This window comes from Micromonospora sp. CA-249363, assembly GCF_050950185.1.
GTDB lineage: Bacteria > Actinomycetota > Actinomycetes > Mycobacteriales > Micromonosporaceae > Micromonospora.
The window spans coordinates 5838910-5856119 of record NZ_CP192020.1 but is presented as its reverse complement, the minus strand read 5'-3'; the positions used below and the strand labels follow the sequence as shown (position 1 = coordinate 5856119).

The following is a 17210-nucleotide window of genomic DNA, read 5'->3' as shown; positions in this document are numbered from 1 at the left end:
GGGCACGGCCGTCCTGGCCGTGCCCCTTCGTCGTTCGATCCCGCCGCCTCAGAAGTCGCCGTCGGCCACCTGGAAGACGGTGAGGCCGAGGGCCCGCCACATCTGGACCACCTGGACCCGGTCGTCGAAGACACCGACGACCCGGTAGCGGTCCCGGATCTCCCGGTCGTAGATCTCCCGCTTGACGATCGAGTCCTTACGCACATCGCTCAGGGCCCGCAGGTGCAGGCCGAGGTAGGGGACCCGTACGTGCCGGGCCAGCCACGCCTCGGTGGCCGCCCGGGCCGACGCGTCCCGTCCCGAGCAGAACACCACCCCGTAGCCGGCGGCGTGCATGGCCCGGACCGCCGCGATCACCGCCGTGTTCGGTTCGTCGTCGCCCACCCGGGTCATGTCGTACGGACTGCGGGACACGGCCAGCGCCACGGTGCCGTCGATGTCCACCAGGACGATCTCCGGTGGCTCGGCCGACGGGGGATGCACCACGGCGGGACGTCCGGCTCCGGCCTGCGGCACCGGCAACGGCAGCACCCGTCCCCGCAGGTACCGCTCCTCCAGGCGGCGGATCGCCTCCGCGCCGACGCGTTCGGCGGCCGGCCGGGCGGCGTCCCGGCGCAGGCACTCGTCCAGCGGCACGTCGGTGAAGTCGTGCACCTCGAAGTCGGCGCCGTGGCGGGCGGCCAGGTCCGCCCAGCCCCGCAGGGTCCGTGCCCGCAGGTTGGTGTCGTCCACGCAGACATCCGCCCGGGCCCGTAGCAAGGCCTCGACCTGCGCGCGTTGGGCGGTGGTCACCTGCGCCTCGGCCCACTGGGTGAGGAGCCTCTCGCCGTGCAGCATCCGGCGCAGGTCGTCCCGGTTGACCCGAGCGACGGACGGTTGGAGGGTGGAAGCGAACGTCGTCTTGCCCGAGGCGGGCAGCCCTCGGGTAGCGATCAGGCGGGTCATGGACGCACACTCCGGCTCGACGGACGTACCCCGGGCGGGTTACCTGGCGGTGGCCCGCCGGCCCGGCGAATGCCCCGCCGGACGGCGGGAATGCGGACAGGGAGACCTGTGTTGACGATGCCGGACGAGGTGTGCCGCCCGCTTACCGGGTCGGCTCAGGCCCATGGCACACTGGTCAATCGGCCACACCGGTTCCGGTTCACGCCCGAGCCCGTCGCGTACGGCGCGACGAGTGATGACGGCGACCCGGCGACCACCAACGAGAGGACCGAGGCGAGATGAAGGCAAACATCCACCCGGAGTACGTGACCACCGAGGTCAGCTGCTCCTGCGGTAACACGTTCACGACCCGCAGCACCGCCAAGGGCGGCGCGATCCACGTCGAGACCTGCAGCGCCTGCCACCCGTTCTACACCGGTAAGCAGCGCGTTCTCGACACCGCCGGTCGGGTCGCGAAGTTCCAGCAGAAGTACGCCAAGGTTCAGGCCAAGAAGGCCAAGTAACTCCCCGTTCGGCGCCCGTGTCCGGTTTTCGCACCGGACGCGGGCGCCGTCCGCGTTTCGCCCGTCACCACCCTTGGCCCTCCCGGTGCCGCGTCGTCGAAGGAGCATCCGCAGCATGAGCAGCGAGCGTCTGGCCGGACTCCTCGACGAGTACGCGGAGCTGGAGAAGCGGCTGGCCGATTCGGCCATCCACGCCGACCAGGCCACCGCGCGCCGGGTGGGTCGCCGGTACGCCGAGCTGGTGCCGCTGCACAAGGCCGCCGGTGAGCTGGAGCAGGCCCGCGCCGACCTGGCAGCGGCCCGCGAGCTGGCCGACGAGGACCCGTCGTTCGCCGCCGAGGCGGACTCCATCGCGGCGTCCCTGCCGGCCCTGGAGGAGCGCCTCGCCGAGTTGCTCATCCCACGTGACCCGCACGACGCCAAGGACGTGATCGTCGAGATCAAGGCCGGTGAGGGTGGCGAGGAGTCGGCGCTGTTCGCCGGCGACCTGCTGCGGATGTACACCCGGTACGCCGAGCGGCACGGCTGGGTCACCGAGGTGATCGACGCGCAGGATTCGGACCTCGGTGGGGTCAAGGACGTCTCGCTGTCGATCAAGACCAAGGGCGTGCCGGACGGCGGCAACGGCGTCTGGTCGCGGCTCAAGTGGGAGGGCGGCGTACACCGGGTGCAGCGCGTTCCGGTGACCGAGTCGCAGGGCCGGATCCACACCAGCGCCGCCGGGGTGCTGGTGCTGCCGGAGGCCGAGGACGTCGACGTCACCATCGACCAGAACGACCTGCGCATCGACGTGTTCCGCTCGTCCGGCCCGGGCGGCCAGTCGGTGAACACGACCGACTCGGCGGTACGGATCACGCACGTGCCGACCGGCATCGTCGTGTCCTGCCAGAACGAGAAGTCCCAGTTGCAGAACCGGGAGCAGGCGATGCGCATCCTGCGGGCCCGACTGCTCGCCGCCGCCCAGGAGCAGGCCGACGCCGCCGCTTCGGACGCCCGCAAGGCGCAGGTGCGCACCGTGGACCGCTCGGAGCGCATCCGCACCTACAACTTCCCGCAGAACCGGATCACCGACCACCGGATCGGCTACACCGCGTACAACCTGGACCTGGCGCTCGCCGGGGACCTGGACGGCGTGCTGGACGCCCTGGCCGAGGCCGACCGTGCCGCCCGCCTGGCCGGCGACACCGAACTGACCCGCCGCTGACCACCCCGCCCCCACGCCCCGCCCCCGTTGATCATGGGGTTCTGGTGAGTGCGTCATCCCGTTGTGAGCTTTGTGCGGGGCACCTTGATCGGCCCAGCTGGGGCTCAGCTTGCGCGGGGGCGTGACTTCGCGCGCAGCATCTCCCGGTCGGCCTGCTCGAAGGCGACGCTGAGCGCGTCGCGCAGCCCGCTACCGCCGGAGACCTCGGCGAAGCCGATGCTCACCCCGACCGGGGTGCCCGGCACCAGCGACTCCCAGTCCTCGTTGCGGACCGCCGCCTCGATCCGGCGGGCCACCTCGGTGGCCTCGGTCATGCCGGTGTCCGGGAGCACCACGACGAACTCGTCGCCGCCGTAGCGGGCCACGAAGTCTCCCCGGCGCATCACCCGGTTGATCACTCCCGCGATGCGTTGCAGCACCAGGTCACCGGAGTGGTGGCCGTGCCGGGTGTTGACCGCCTTGAAGCCGTCCAGGTCGCAGACGCCGATGACGACCCGCTCGCCCCGGGTGACGACGGCGGTGATGTACCGCTCCAGGCGACGCCGGTTCGGCAATCCGGTGAGGGGATCGGTCAACGCCTCACCCTCGTACCGTGCCGCCTCCCGGCGCATCTCCTCGTGGTCGATCCGGGCGGCGATGCCGTCGATGTAGACGTCGCGGAGCCGGTCGTTGCGCTGGGCGGCGAGCCGGAACGCCAGCCGGTCCGCCCGGTGGGCCGCGGGATGGTCGCCGGCGCGGGCGAGCGCGATGCTGCGCAGCCGAGCCGGCTCGGCCGCGCCGAGCGTCTCGGTGGACACCCGGATGGTGTCCAGCCGGGTGACCGCCTCGATGGGCCGGCCGTCCGCGATGGCCAGGCAGACCATGCCGAGTTGCCGCAGGTCCCGAGCGCGTGCGCTGTCACCGCCGTGGGTGAGCAGCCGGGCCGGGACGGCGTCGCCGGGCGGGTCCAGGGTGTCGCCGAGCGCGGCCTGCCGCGCCGCCGAGTACCCGTACGCGGCGAGGCTGCTGGGACGTAGCCGACCGGCCCGCCCGCTCTGGACGAACTGGGCAAGGTCGGCCGCCACGTCGCGCAGCACGCGCAGGCAACCGTCGCTGTCGCCGTTGTGGTCCAGCGCCACGGCGTTGCGCAGCCGGATGCCGGGGGCCGCGAACGTCTCCTCCGGGATCCCCGCGGTCAACCCGAGCTGTCGTGCGCGTTCGATCGCGCCGAGGGCGTACCCGTGGAAGCTGAGGTAGCTGTAGGCCATCGCCAGGTCGTGCCAGCCCCAGGCGGTGTCCCGGTCCGGGTCCTCCACGGCGTTCAGGGCACGGGCCGCCTTGACGAGGTGGGTGACGCAGCGGTCCAGCGCGCCCTGGTGGTGGGCGGCGAGCGCGGCCAGCGCGTTGAGGTGCCCGTGCAGGTAGGGCTCGGCGAGGTCGCGGACGGCCGCCGACGCCTCCTCGATGGCCCGGGTGAACTCCGCCGTCCGACCGAGATTGATCAAGGCGGAGAGCCGCTGGACCATGGCGTCCGCCCGGGCCGCCGGATCCGACGTGGTGCGGATCACACGCTCCAGAAGGGTGTACGACTCCGCGGAGCGACTTGCTTCCTGCAAAGCGCGGGCGTGCGAGAGAGTGTCAACCTGGTCATGGACCCGGTCGAGCCAGCCCACCCACAACCTCCTGTCGTGTGCGCCTCGACGCACCCGTTCATGGCGTCGCCCCGCGACGCCCCATGATTATCGTGTGACCACTCTGCCGCAACACCCCTCCGAAGGGACAGGCCGTACCCGTCCGTCCGCCGCGGTGGCCCGGGCGGCCCGCGTGCTCGCCGCGGCCGGCGTGGGCCCGGCGCGCGTCGAGGCCGAGCTGCTGGCGGCGTACGTGCTGGGCGTGCCCCGGGGTCGGCTGACTCTCGCCGACGACCTGGACGACGCCCAGCTGGCCCGACTCGACGAGCTGGTCGGGCGGCGCGCCGACCGGGAGCCGTTGCAGCACCTGACCGGTCGGGCGGGCTTCCGGCACCTGGAGCTGGCGGTCGGTCCGGGCGTCTTCGTGCCCCGCCCGGAGACGGAGCTGCTGGCCGGATGGGGTGTCGAGCAGGGCCGGGGCAGGGCCGAGCCGTTGGTGGTGGACCTGTGCAGCGGCACCGGCGCGATCGCGTTGGCGGTGGCGCAGGAGCTCCCCGGGGCGCGGGTGGTCGCGGTGGAGCGGTCCTCGGCGGCGCTGGCGTGGCTGCGCCGCAACGCGGCTGAGCGGGCGGCGGCGGGGGACCGGCCGATCGAGGTGGTCGAGGCCGACGTGACCGCTCCGGACCTGCTCGCCGAGCTGGTGGGCCGGGTGGACGTGCTGCTCTGCAACCCGCCGTACGTGCCGGTCGACGTGGTGGTGCCGCCCGAGGTGGCCGCGCACGATCCGGCGGAGGCGGTCTTCGGGGGCGTCGACGGCCTGGCGGTGATCCGGCCGGTGATCGACCGTGCGGCGGCGCTGCTGCGACCCGGCGGCGTGATCGGGGTCGAGCACGACGACACCCACGGCGAGGCGGTGCCGGAACTGTTGGCCCGGGACGGCCGCTTCGAGGCCGTCGCGGAGCATCCGGACCTCACCGGCCGCCCCCGCTACGCCACCGCGTCCCGACGGGCGGACGGCCAGCACACCGTGCCCGGGCCGGCGTGGCAGACTGACTCCCCGTGATGCTCTACGACTGCCGATCGCCCGTCGATCGGGACCGCGGCATCGCCGCGGCCATCGAGGCCGTCAAGAACGGCGAGCTGGTCGTCCTGCCGACGGACACCGTCTACGGGATCGGCGCGGACGCGTTCACGCCGTACGCGGTCAAGGCGCTGCTGGACGCGAAGGGCCGGGGTCGGCAGATGCCGCCGCCGGTGCTGATCGGTTCGCGGCACACCCTGGACGGCCTGGTCTTCTCGCTGCCCTCGGCAGCGCGGGATCTGGTGGAGGCGTTCTGGCCGGGTGCGCTGACCATCGTGGTCGAGCACTCGCCGAGCCTCCAGTGGGACCTGGGCGACAAGACCGGCACCGTGGCGGTACGGATGCCGCTGCACCCGGTGGCGCTGGAGGTGCTGCGCGAGACGGGCCCGATGGCGGTCTCCTCGGCCAACAAGACGGGACAGCCGGCGGCGGTGACCGCGGAGGAGGCGCGCGACCAGCTCAGCTACTCGGTGCGCGCCTACCTGGAGGCCGGGCCCTGTCCCGATCCGGTGCCGAGCACGATCGTGGACCTGACCGGCGAGGTGCCGCAGCTGCTGCGGGCCGGCGCGATCCCGCTGGAGAAGCTGCGCGACGTCGTACCGGATCTTCTCGACGTCCAGGGGGCCTGAGTGCCCCCGTTCACCGTCCTGCACGTCTGCATGGGCAACATCTGCCGCTCGCCCATGGCCGAGCGGCTGCTCGCCCTCGCGGTGCGGGAGCGGTTGGCCCGGCGCTCGCAGGACCCGGCCGGCGCCGAGGCACTGCTGTACAGCCACAGCGCCGGCACCGGCGGCTGGCACGCGGGCGAGGAGATGAACCCGCCGGCGGCACGGCAGGTCGTCGACCGGGGCGGTGACGTCGACGGGTTCGCGGCGCGCAAGCTGCGCTCGGACCACATCGACGCCGCCGACCTGGTCCTGACGGCGACGGCCGACCAGCAGGAGTACGTGGTGGCGCTCCGCCCGGACGCGGCGGCCCGCACCTTCGTGCTGGGTGAGTTCGGCCGGCTGCTGGCCGCGGTGGACGCCACCGCGCTGCCGGCGGCCGAGGCGACCCCGGAGGCGGTGTACGCGCGGGGCGTGGCCCTGGTGGCGGCGGCGCACGACAAACGGCTGGGCGCCTCGGCGCTGCCCACCGACGATCTCGACGATCCATGGGGTCGCGGCGACCAGTGCTTCACCCGGGTCGCCGACGAGATCGAGGAGACGGTCCACCCGCTGGCCGCCGCGCTGCTGCCCTGAGCCTCGTGCGAGTTTCCTCCGGGTTTAGGGAAAACCAGGGGCGAAAGGTGCGTTCCGGGTCATTCTGAACGGGTCCTAGTGTGACCGGCTCCTGCGGGGAGAGCTGATGATCCGGGCCCGACTCGACAAACTGCTGACCGTGGTGATCGCCGGCGTGCTGGCCGGACTGGTGCTGGCCGGGGCCGCCCTGCCCGCCGCCCTGGTCTTCGGGATCGGGTTCAGCGCCCTCTCCACGCCGTACTCGGAGCTGCCCAACACGCTCCGTACGCCGCCTACCGCGCAGCGCTCCAACCTCTACGCCAACGACGGCACCACCCTGATCACCTCCTTCTACCAGGAGGACCGGGTGGACGTGCCGCTGCACGAGGTCGCCCCGGTGATGCGCCAGGCCATCGTGGCCGCCGAGGACGTCCGGTTCTACCAGCACAGCGGGGTGGACCTGCGCGGTGTGGTGCGCGCCTTCACGGTCAACAAGCGCGACGGGAGGACCCGGCAGGGCGCCTCCACCCTGACCATGCAGTACGTCCGCAACGTGCTCAGCAGCGACCCCCGCCTCACCGAGCGGCAGCGCCAGGCAGCCACCGAGGTCACCACCGCCCGCAAGCTCCAGGAGATGCGGTACGCGCTGGCGTTGGAGCGGGAGCTCAGCAAGGAGGACATCCTCACCCGCTACCTCAACATCGCGTACTTCGGCGCCGGCGCGTACGGCATCGGGGCGGCCAGCAAACGCTACTTCTCGGTCTCGCCCGCCGAGTTGACCCTGCCCCAGGCCGCGCTGCTGGCCGGGCTGGTCCGGTCGCCGGACAGTGACGACCCGATCAACGGGGACGCCGACAGCGCCCTGCACCGGCGGACGTACGTGCTGGAACGCCTGGTCGAGACGGGTCAGGTCCCCGCCGACGCGGCTGCGGCGGCACGGGCCGAGCCGTTGCAGTTGCGCCCCAGCGAGACGCCGAACGACTGCACGGGGGTGCCCGACGGACACACGGACTGGGGCTTCTTCTGCGACTGGTTCACCCGCTGGTGGAGCAGCCAGTCGGCGTTCGGTTCGAGCGCCGACGAGCGGCAGCGCACACTGCGCCGGGGCGGGTTCTCCATCGTCTCGTCGCTGGATCCGACCGTGCAGCAGGCCACCACCGAGCAGGTTCTGCGCATCTACCAGCCCACCGAGGCGCGGGCGGTACCCACCGCCGTGGTGCAGCCCGGCACCGGCCGGGTGCTGGCGATGTCGGTGAACCGCAACTACAGCGTCGAGGACAACCCGGTCGGGCAGAAGAACCACCCGAACACGGTCAACCAACTCGTGGCCGGTGGTGGGGCCATCGACGGGTACCAGGCCGGTTCGACGTTCAAGCTCTTCACCATGCTGGCCGCGCTGGAATCCGGCATGCCGCTGTCAACCGAGTTCACCGCGCCCACGCAACTGCTCACCCGCTTCCCGGCGACCGGTGCGGGTAGCTGTGACGGTCGCTGGTGCCCGGCGAACGCCAGCCCCTCGTCGATGGACGGCCCTCGCACCATGTGGGGCGCGTTCGGCCGGTCCGTGAACACGTACTTCGCCTGGCTCACCGAGCGGGTCGGCGCCGACCGGGTGGTCGAGATGGCCGAGCGGCTGGGCATCGTGCTGCGGGCCGACTCCGACGAGCGGCTGGCCCGCTACGGCGCGAAGGACTGGGGCCCGTTCACGCTGGGCGTGGCGGCGACGACCCCGCTGGACCTGGCCGCGGCGTACGCCACGGTGGCGGCGGAGGGGACCTGGTGCGCGCCCCTGCCGGTGGTCTCGATCAGCGACTCGGCCGGTCATCCGGTGGATGCCGCCAAGCCGGACTGCCGCCAGGTGCTCGACACCGACGTGGCCCGGGCGGCGGCGGACGCGGCCCGTTGCCCGGTGGGCGACCAGTCGATGTACGGGCGGTGCGACGGCGCCACCGCGCCTGACCTGCGATCCCGGCTGGGCCGCCCGGTGGCCGGCAAGACCGGCAGCTCCGAGCGGTACGAGACCGAGACGGTGGTGGCCTTCACCCCGCAGCTGGTGGTCGCCTCGATGGCGGCGAACCCCGACGATCCGCGCGACGCGGTCGGTCAGGCCGTGCAGGCCCGGATGGTGACCGGGGTGGGCGAGGTGCTCGCCCGTGGCCTGCGCAACCAGCCGGTACGCGACTTCGTACCGCCCAGCGAACGCGCCGCCTTCCAGGTAACCGGCGCCCGCACCACAAACTGACCCCGCCCCGCCCCGCCTGCCCGCCGAGCCCCACCCCACCCCGTCCCACCCCGCCCCGTCACGCCCCGCCTCCGTCGCGCCGATCTTGCAGTTTCTGCGGGGATTTAGGGTGCCAAAAGCCGCGAATCGGCAACACAAAGTGCAAGATCGGCGGCCGCGGGGCTAACTCCGGGATCCGCCGCCGTCACCGCTCGCCCCGGCTCGGCTCGCCCCGGCTCCGCTCGCCCCGGCTCGGCGATCTTGCACTTTTGGTGGCGACTTAAGGCACCAAGACGGCAAAACGGCAACAGAAAGTGCAAGATCGGCGTCGGCGTCGGCGTGGGCGTGGGCGTGGGCGTGGGCGTGGGCGTGGGCGTGGGCGTGGGCGTGGGCGTGGGGGGTTAGGGGGTTTGTTCGGCGTTGCGGGCTATGTTGCGGGCCATGCCGCCGAAGATCACGGCATGGAACGGGGTCACCGAGCCCCAGTAGGCGTGGCCGGCCAGCCCACGGGGGAGGAAGACGGCACGTTGCTGGTAGCGGCTGTGGCCGTCGTCGGCCGGCAGGGCCCGCATCTCCAGCCAGGCGCGGCCGGGCAGTCGCATCTCCGCGCGCAGCCGCAACAACTCACCCGGAATGATCTCCTCGACCCGCCAGAAGTCCAGCGCCTCGCCGACCTGGAGGCGGTGCGGGTCGCGCCGGCCCCGCCGCAGTCCCACCCCGCCGACCAGCCGGTCCAGCCAGCCGCGTACCGACCAGGCGAGGGGGAACGAGTACCAGCCGTGCTCGCCGCCCACGCCCTCGATGACCCGCCAGAGCGCCGCCGGCGACGCGTCCACCGTTCGTTCGCGCACGTCCGTGTACACCGTGCCGCCGGACCAGTCCGGGTCGCTGGGCAGCGGCTCGGCGGGCGCGTCGGGGCCGCTCGCGGTGGACCAGCGCGTCTCCACCTGGGCGTCGCGCACCTTGGCCAGCGCCAACCGCACCGCCTCGTCGAAGCCGGTGAGTCCGCCCGGCGGGTCGGGCACGTACCGGGCGATGTCGTGTTCGTGGGCGACGGCCTCGTGGATCAGGCTCTCCACCAGCGGCCGAGCGATCTTGTTCGGTACCGGGGTGATGAAGCCGACCCAGTGCGACGAGAGCGACGGTGTGAGCGGCCGGACCGGCACGATGACGCGTCGCCGCAGCCCGGCCACCCGCGCGTAGCGCTGCATCATGTCGCGGAAGGTCAGCACGTCCGGCCCGCCGATGTCGAACCCGCGGTTGACCTCGGGCGGCAGAGTGGCGCAGCCGGCGAGGTAGCGCAGCACGTCGCGGACCGCGATCGGTTGGATCCGGTTGCGGACCCACCGTGGCGTGACCATGGCGGGCAGCCGCTCGGTCAGGTAGCGCAGCATCTCGAACGACGCCGAGCCGGAGCCGATGATCACCGCGGCGCGCAGCACCGCCGTGGGCACGCCGCTGGCGAGCAGGATCCGGCCCACCTCGGCCCGGGACCGCAGGTGCGGCGACGGGACCTCGGCGTCGGCCGCCGGCTCCGGACCACCGAGGTAGACGATCCGGCGTACGCCGGCCGCGCGGGCCGCCGCCGCGAAGTTCGTGGCCGCCACCCGGTCCGCCTCCTCGAAGTCCTCCCGGCCGAGCGAGTGCACCAGGAAGTACGCGACGTCGACGTCGGCGAACGCGGCGGGCAGCGTCTCCGGGCGGCTCAGGTCGCCCTCGACGATCTCGGCCGCCGACGCCCACGGCACGTCGCGCAGGCGTCCGGCCTTGCGGGCCAGGCAGCGCACGGTGTGCCCGTCGGCGAGCAGCAGCGGCGTCAGTCGCCCGCCGATGTATCCGGTGGCGCCGGTGACGAGGCATCTCACGGCTTCCAGTCTGCGGCCACCGAGGGCCTGTCGCACAAGAACCGGCCGGCCTGCGGCGGGCCCGGACGCGGTCGGATCGCCGCCCGGACTCCGCCTCGGCGCGGCCGCCCTTGTGCGACAGGCCCTAGACTCGTTCGCTGTGGAGACCGAGACGAGCACCTTCTGGGGGCCGGATTTCGCCCAGCTCAGGGCCACCGATCCGGAGATCGCCGGGGTGGTCCTCGGCGAGCTGGACCGGTTGCGGGGTGGCCTGCAACTGATCGCGAGCGAGAATCTGACGTCCCCGGCGGTGCTGGCCGCGCTCGGCTCGACGTTGACCAACAAGTACGCCGAGGGGTACCCGGGTCGGCGCTACTACGGTGGCTGCGCCGAGGTGGACCGGGCCGAGGAGATCGCCATCGCCCGGGCCAAGGAGCTGTTCGGGGCCGAGCACGCCAACCTCCAGCCGCACTCCGGGGCGAGCGCCAACCTGGCCGCGTACGCCGCGCTGGTGCAGCCGGGGGACACGGTGCTGGCGATGGACCTGCCGCACGGCGGGCATCTCACCCACGGCAGCCGGGTGAACTTCTCCGGCAAGTGGTTCCACCCGGTCGGCTACCCGGTCCGGCCGGACACCGAGTTGATCGACTACGACGAGGTACGCGACCTGGCCCGCGCGCACCGGCCCAAGCTGATCATCTGTGGGGCCACCGCGTACCCCCGGCTGATCGACTTCGCGCGGTTCCGGGAGATCGCCGACGAGGTCGGGGCGTACCTGATGGTCGACGCCGCGCACTTCATCGGCCTGGTGGCCGGTCGGGCGATCCCGTCCCCGGTGCCGTACGCCGACGTCGTCTGCGCCACCACCCACAAGGTGCTGCGCGGCCCGCGGGGCGGCATGATCCTGTGCCGCGAGTCGTTGGCCCAGCGGATCGACAAGGCGGTCTTCCCGTTCACCCAGGGCGGGCCGCTGATGCACGCGGTCGCGGCGAAGGCGGTCGCGCTGCGCGAGGCGGCCCAGCCGGAGTTCCAGACGTACGCCGCCCAGGTGGTGCGCAACGCGCAGGCGCTCGCCGCCGGGCTGGCCGACGAGGGCATGCGCCCGGTGTCCGGTGGCACCGACACCCACCTCGCCCTGATCGACCTCCGGGAGCTGGGGGTGACCGGCGCGGAGGCCGAGGCCCGCTGCGACGCCGCGTCGATCACGCTCAACAAGAACGCCATTCCGTACGACCCGCAGCCGCCGCTGGTGGCCTCGGGTATCCGGGTGGGCACGCCGAGCGTCACCACGCAGGGCATGCGCGAGGGTGAGCTGCGACAGGTGGCCGCCCTGATCGCCCGCGCGGTGCGCACGAACCCGGGTGAACCGGGTGGCGCCGACGCGCTGAGCACGATCGGGGCCGAGGTGGCCGAGCTGGCGGCGGCTTTTCCGGCGTACCCCCGTGGCTGAGCCCGGGGTGGTCGAGCCCGCGACCGACGGACGGTGGCGGCTGCGGCACCTACCGGTGCTGCTGGCCGCGTCGGTGGCGCTGGCCGTGGTCGCGGCCGTGGTGGGCGGGGTGACCGGCGGCGCGCCGGCGGCGCTCGGCGCGGCGACCGGAGTGGGCGTGACGGTGCTCAGTTACACCCTCACGACCGTGGTGCTGGCGCGGGCCGACCAGGTCAACCCGCAGTTGCTGCTGCCGCTCGGGCTGGGGCTGTACGTGCTGAAGTTCACCCTGTTGGGTGTCGTCCTGGTGGCGGTGGCGTCGACCGGTTGGGCGGGGTTGGTTCCGCTCTGCCTCGGCATCGTCGCCGGGGTGGCAGTGTGGACGGCGGCGCACCTCTGGTGGCTGACCACGGTGCACGCCCGCCGCTCCGGCTGACCTGGTCAACGACACGGGGTGTCCCACCTATCGGACGCGCGGCAATGTGTCGGCCTCCGGTCATTTTCCGACGGGCGGAAGGGGAGTAGCGTGCCCACAGACGACGGCGCCCACGAGATGCCCACACAACGACGGTTGTGCGGGGGGTGAGGCACAGCCTCGTCTTCCCGGCTGATATCGTTCGCCCCGTCATGGCTGATGACCAAACCCCCCGTCCCGCCGGTCAACCGGACGACTATCCGTCCGGTGCCGGTCAGGGTTGGACCGCGCTCAGCTACCTCATCGGAGGCATGCTCGTGTGGGGTTTCATCGGCTGGCTGGTCGACCAGTGGCTCGACACCGGTGGCGTCGCCACCGGGATCGGCTTCGTGCTCGGCATGGCTGGGGGCGTCATCCTGGTCATCCGCCGACTCGGCACGCCTACTTAGGAAGGGACGCGGTGTTCGGACAGGCGAACGTCCTGGCAGCGGGCCAGGCGGCATTCCCACCCAGTGTGGAGGACTTCTACCTGCCCGCGATCGTGCCCTGGGGCGCGGAGAACGCTCCGTGGTTCACCAAGTTCACGCTGATGATCTGGATCGCGGTCGGTTTTCTGATCATCTTCTTCCTGGCGACCTATCGGAACCCGCAGCTGGTGCCGACCAAGAAGCAGTGGTTCGCCGAGTCGATCTACGGCTTCGTGCGCAACAACATCTCGGTCGACATGATCGGGCACCAGGGCGTGCGGTTCGCTCCGTACTTCACGACGCTGTTCTGCTTCGTGCTGGTGACGAACGCCTTCGCGATCATTCCGCTCTTCCAGATCTCGCCGAACTCGCACATCGCCTTCCCGGCGATCCTCGCGGTGATCAGCTACGTGCTGTTCAACTACATCGGCATCCGGCACCACGGCTTCGGCAAGTACTTCAAGCACGCCCTGATCCCGCCGGCACCCTGGTACATCCTGCCGCTGCTGATCCCGATCGAGGCGTTCTCGACCTTCATCATCCGGCCGTTCTCACTGGCCGTTCGTCTCTTCGCGAACATGTTCGCCGGCCACATGCTCCTGCTGGTCTTCACGCTCGGCGGCTTCGCGATGCTCAACGCCAACGCCTGGTTGGCGCCGGTCTCGGTGGTCTCCTGGGTGATGACCGTGGCGCTGACCCTCCTCGAGGCGCTCGTCATCGTCCTGCAGGCCTACGTCTTCACGGTGCTGAGCGCCAGCTACATCCAGGGCGCGCTCGCCGAAGAGCACTGATCCACGCACCAACCGTTGTCGTCCCGCGTGAGAGTCACGCGTGATAACCAGGAGGAACCACTAATGGATTACGTCGCCGCGGTAGAGGGCAGCACCGCCGCCATCGGCTACGGCCTCGCGGCCATCGGCCCGGGCATCGGCGTTGGCCTGGTCTTCGCCGCCTACATCCAGTCGACCGCCCGGCAGCCCGAGTCGTCGCGCATGACCCTGCCGTACGTCTGGATCGGCTTCGCCGTCATCGAGGCGCTCGCGCTGTTCGGCATCGCCTTCGGCTTCATCTGGGCCGGCTGATCCCGCCCCTTCCGACCGGGAGGTCACCCATGTTGTTCCTCCTCGCCGCCGAGGGTGGTGAGTCAGACCACAACCCGATCATTCCGATCTGGCAGGAGATCGTGGTCGGCACGGTCGCCTTCGCCGTGCTCTGCTTCGTGCTGATGAAGTTCGTCTTCCCGCGCATGGAGCAGACGTTCCAGGCTCGGGTCGACGCGATCGAGGGCGGCATCAAGCGCGCCGAGGCCGCCCAGGCCGAGGCGAACCAGCTGCTCGAGCAGTACCGGGCCCAGCTCGCCGAGGCCCGGACCGACGCCGCCAAGATCCGTGACGACGCGCGGGCCGACGCCGAGGGCATCCGGCAGGACATCCTCGCCAAGGCACGTGAGGAGTCCGACCGGGTCATCCAGGCCGGCAAGGACGCGCTCGCCGCCGAGCGGGCCACCATCGTGCGCGAGCTGCGCGCGGAGGTCGGCACCATCGCGGTGGACCTGGCCAGCAAGATCGTCGGTGAGTCGCTCGCCGACGAGGCGCGGCGCAAGGGCACCGTCGACCGGTTCCTGAACGGTCTCGAGAGCACGGGGGCCCGCTGATGCAGGCCGCCAGCCGGGAGTCGTACAAGGTCGCGGCCGAGCGCCTCGACGCGTACGTCCGCGGCGCGGAGCCGTCGGCGGTGGCCGCCACCGCCGACGCCATCCTCTCCGTGGCGACCCTGCTGCGGCGTGAGCCGCGGCTGCGTCGGGCGCTCTCCGACCCGGCCCGTTCCGGCGAGGACCGCGGCGCGCTGCTCGGCGACATGCTGGGCGGGCGGATCGGCGCGGACGCGCTCGATCTGCTCGTCACGCTGGTCTCGGGCCGCTGGTCGGCACCGTCGGAGGTGCTCGACGGCGCCGAGCGCCTGGGCGTGGAGGCGCTGCTGGCCAGCGCCGACTCCGCCGGCGAGCTGGGCGAGGTCGAGGACGAGCTGTTCCGCTTCGGTCAGGTCGTGGCCGGTCAGCCGGCGCTGAGCAACGCGCTCGCCGACCCGGTCGCCCCGGTCGAGCAGCGGGCCACCCTGGCCCGCGAGCTGCTCGCCGGCAAGGCCCGTCCGGTCACCGTCAGCCTCGTCGAGGCGGCGCTCGCCGGTTTCGGTGGGCGTTCGTTCGGCGGGGCGCTCAGCCGGCTGGTCGAGCTGGCCGCCGACCGGCGTGACCGGCAGGTGGCGTACGTGACCGTCGCGGCCCCGTTGAGTGACGAGGACGAGCGTCGACTGGGTGCCAGCCTCGCCGCGATATACGGTCGAGAGGTGTCCGTCAAGCAGACGGTCGACCCCGCCGTTCTCGGTGGCGTGAGCGTGCGGGTCGGTTCCGACCTGTACGACGGCACCATCCTGCGCCGCCTCAACGAGACCCGCAACGCGCTCGCGAAACGCTGAACGGCTCGCCGCCAGCAATGCGGTGGTTCCGCCGCCTCACCGTTGGGCGGCTCCGCCGCCGCAGCGCCCGGATTGACAGACGCCATTCGGACCGGTTGGTACTAGGTATCCCGGGCCCCTGAACTTTAAGGAAGCAGAGGATGGCCGAGCTGACCATCTCGACGGAAGAGATTCGCGGCGCCCTGGAGCGCTACGTCTCCTCCTACTCGTCCGACGTCTCCCGCGAGGAGGTCGGCACCGTCGCCGACACCGGCGACGGCATCGCCCACGTCGAGGGCCTGCCCTCGACCAAGACCAACGAGCTCCTGGAGTTCGAGGACGGCACGCTCGGCGTGGCGCTGAACCTCGACGTCCGGGAGATCGGTGTCGTCGTCCTCGGTGACTCCGCCAAGCTGGAGGAGGGGCAGCGCGTCAAGCGCACCGACCGGGTGCTCTCCGTTCCGGTCGGCGACGCCTTCCTCGGCCGCGTCGTCAACGCGCTCGGCCAGCCGATCGACGGCCTCGGCGACATCGCCGAGGAGGGTTACCGCGAGCTGGAGCTGCAGGCTCCGAACGTGATGGCCCGGCAGTCGGTGTCCGAGCCGCTGCAGACCGGCATCAAGGCCATCGACGCCATGACGCCGATCGGCCGTGGCCAGCGCCAGCTGATCATCGGTGACCGCAAGACCGGCAAGACCACGGTCGCCCTGGACGCCATCCTGAACCAGCGGGAGAACTGGCGCACCGGCGACCCGAAGAAGCAGGTCCGCTGCATCTACGTCGCCATCGGCCAGAAGGCCTCCACCATCGCCTCGATCAAGGGGCAGCTGGAGGAGGCGGGCGCGATGGAGTACACGACCATCGTCGCCTCGCCGGCGTCCGACCCGGCCGGCTTCAAGTACCTGGCCCCGTACACCGGCTCGTCCATCGGACAGCACTGGATGTACGGCGGCAAGCACGTCCTGATCGTCTTCGACGACCTGAGCAAGCAGGCCGAGGCGTACCGGGCCGTGTCGCTGCTGCTGCGTCGCCCGCCGGGCCGTGAGGCGTACCCGGGTGACGTCTTCTACCTGCACTCCCGCCTGCTGGAGCGCTGCGCGAAGCTCTCCGACGAGCTGGGTGGCGGCTCGATGACCGGTCTGCCGATCATCGAGACGAAGGCCAACGACATCTCGGCCTTCATCCCGACCAACGTCATCTCGATCACCGACGGTCAGATCTTCCTGGAGACCGACCTGTTCAACCAGGGCGTCCGTCCGGCGATCAACGTCGGCACCTCGGTCTCCCGGGTGGGTGGCGCCGCGCAGGTGAAGCCGATGAAGAAGGTCTCCGGTTCGCTGCGGCTCAACCTGGCCCAGTACCGCGAGCTGGAGGCGTTCGCCGCCTTCGCCTCCGACCTGGACCGGGCCTCGCAGAACCAGCTCAACCGTGGTGTCCGGCTGGTCGAGCTGCTCAAGCAGCCGAACTACTCGCCGTACCCGGTGCAGGAGGAGGTCGTCTCCGTCTGGGCCGGCACCGAGGGCAAGCTGGACGACGTCCCGGTGGGCGAGGTCCGGCGCTTCGAGGCGGAGTTCCTCCAGTACCTGCGGCACAAGCACGAGGGTGTGCTCGCGTCCATCGGTGACAACCAGTGGAACGACGACATCACCAACGCGCTCGACACGGCGGTCGCCGAGTTCAAGCAGGTCTTCCTCAACAAGGAGGACGAGCGCACGGTGAACGACGCGCCGGCCGCTCCGCTCGAGGGCGAGCAGAACCGCGAGACGGTGACCCGCTTCCGCGACGGCGCGACCGACCGCCCGGCCGAGAGCTGATCT

Annotated in this window: 17 protein-coding genes; 14 read left to right on the top strand and 3 right to left on the bottom strand. The window is 71.7% G+C overall.

Features of this window, described 5'->3' with window-relative positions; genetic code table 11:
* Positions 1–48 precede the first annotated feature (48 nt).
* Positions 49–945 carry an AAA family ATPase gene (locus tag ACQPZK_RS26080; RefSeq protein WP_433535468.1) on the bottom strand — a complete coding sequence of 299 codons (897 nt, stop codon included), beginning with the start codon at positions 943–945 and terminating at the stop codon, positions 49–51.
* 278 nt (positions 946–1223) lie between these two features.
* Here ACQPZK_RS26080 and rpmE point away from each other — a divergent pair, with 278 nt between their 5' ends.
* Both rpmE and prfA read left to right on the top strand, forming a co-directional pair.
* Entirely contained in the window at positions 1224–1448 is a 225-nt protein-coding gene (gene rpmE, locus ACQPZK_RS26075; RefSeq protein ID WP_007464546.1) for a 50S ribosomal protein L31, read from the top strand.
* Between the two features lie 115 nt (positions 1449–1563).
* Positions 1564–2652, top strand: a complete 1089-nt coding sequence (prfA, locus tag ACQPZK_RS26070) for a peptide chain release factor 1 (RefSeq protein WP_433535467.1) — start codon at positions 1564–1566, stop codon at positions 2650–2652.
* Positions 2653–2756: 104 nt separating this feature from the next.
* On the opposite strand, the gene ACQPZK_RS26065 is transcribed toward prfA, so the two are convergent.
* Positions 2757–4304, bottom strand: coding sequence for a diguanylate cyclase domain-containing protein (locus ACQPZK_RS26065; RefSeq protein WP_433535466.1), 1548 nt, complete (start codon positions 4302–4304; stop codon positions 2757–2759).
* Positions 4305–4377: 73 nt separating this feature from the next.
* Here ACQPZK_RS26065 and prmC point away from each other — a divergent pair, with 73 nt between their 5' ends.
* From prmC to ACQPZK_RS26045, 4 genes are all read left to right on the top strand, one after another.
* The gene (gene prmC, locus ACQPZK_RS26060; RefSeq protein WP_433535465.1) at positions 4378–5325 is read left to right on the top strand and encodes a peptide chain release factor N(5)-glutamine methyltransferase; all 948 of its coding nucleotides are present in this window, start codon (positions 4378–4380) and stop codon (positions 5323–5325) included.
* Positions 5325–5972: an L-threonylcarbamoyladenylate synthase gene (locus ACQPZK_RS26055; RefSeq protein WP_433539321.1), complete on the top strand. Its 648-nt coding sequence runs from the start codon at positions 5325–5327 to the stop codon at positions 5970–5972. Before prmC ends, ACQPZK_RS26055 begins: the two co-directional genes overlap by 1 nt.
* A complete protein-coding gene (locus ACQPZK_RS26050) occupies positions 5973–6584 on the top strand; it encodes a phosphotyrosine protein phosphatase (RefSeq protein WP_433535464.1) in 612 nt (203 codons plus the stop codon).
* Between the two features lie 106 nt (positions 6585–6690).
* A complete protein-coding gene (locus tag ACQPZK_RS26045) occupies positions 6691–8805 on the top strand; it encodes a transglycosylase domain-containing protein (RefSeq protein ID WP_433535463.1) in 2115 nt (704 codons plus the stop codon).
* Between the two features lie 380 nt (positions 8806–9185).
* Here ACQPZK_RS26045 and ACQPZK_RS26040 read toward each other — a convergent pair whose 3' ends face one another.
* Positions 9186–10649 carry an SDR family oxidoreductase gene (locus ACQPZK_RS26040; protein ID WP_433535462.1) on the bottom strand — a complete coding sequence of 488 codons (1464 nt, stop codon included), beginning with the start codon at positions 10647–10649 and terminating at the stop codon, positions 9186–9188.
* 139 nt (positions 10650–10788) lie between these two features.
* On the opposite strand from ACQPZK_RS26040, the gene glyA reads away from it, so the two are divergent.
* The 8 genes from glyA (at position 10789) to atpA (ending at position 17207) form a co-directional block, all read left to right on the top strand.
* A complete protein-coding gene (gene glyA, locus ACQPZK_RS26035; protein WP_433535461.1) occupies positions 10789–12078 on the top strand; it encodes a serine hydroxymethyltransferase in 1290 nt (429 codons plus the stop codon).
* Positions 12071–12493, top strand: coding sequence for a hypothetical protein (locus ACQPZK_RS26030; protein WP_433535460.1), 423 nt, complete (start codon positions 12071–12073; stop codon positions 12491–12493). The genes glyA and ACQPZK_RS26030 overlap by 8 nt, the downstream gene beginning before the upstream one ends.
* A 191-nt stretch (positions 12494–12684) precedes the next feature.
* Positions 12685–12921: an AtpZ/AtpI family protein gene (locus ACQPZK_RS26025; protein ID WP_355052858.1), complete on the top strand. Its 237-nt coding sequence runs from the start codon at positions 12685–12687 to the stop codon at positions 12919–12921.
* Between the two features lie 11 nt (positions 12922–12932).
* Positions 12933–13730, top strand: a complete 798-nt coding sequence (gene atpB, locus ACQPZK_RS26020) for a F0F1 ATP synthase subunit A (protein ID WP_433115141.1) — start codon at positions 12933–12935, stop codon at positions 13728–13730.
* 63 nt (positions 13731–13793) lie between these two features.
* Complete coding sequence (locus ACQPZK_RS26015; protein ID WP_074314047.1) at positions 13794–14021, top strand: ATP synthase F0 subunit C; 228 nt, start codon at positions 13794–13796, stop codon at positions 14019–14021.
* A 32-nt stretch (positions 14022–14053) separates the two neighbouring features.
* Positions 14054–14593, top strand: a complete 540-nt coding sequence (locus ACQPZK_RS26010) for a F0F1 ATP synthase subunit B (protein ID WP_433539320.1) — start codon at positions 14054–14056, stop codon at positions 14591–14593.
* Positions 14593–15414: a F0F1 ATP synthase subunit delta gene (locus ACQPZK_RS26005; RefSeq protein ID WP_433535459.1), complete on the top strand. Its 822-nt coding sequence runs from the start codon at positions 14593–14595 to the stop codon at positions 15412–15414. Before ACQPZK_RS26010 ends, ACQPZK_RS26005 begins: the two co-directional genes overlap by 1 nt.
* Positions 15415–15554: 140 nt before the next feature.
* Positions 15555–17207, top strand: a complete 1653-nt coding sequence (atpA, locus tag ACQPZK_RS26000; RefSeq protein WP_433535458.1) for a F0F1 ATP synthase subunit alpha — start codon at positions 15555–15557, stop codon at positions 17205–17207.
* Positions 17208–17210 lie beyond the last annotated feature (3 nt).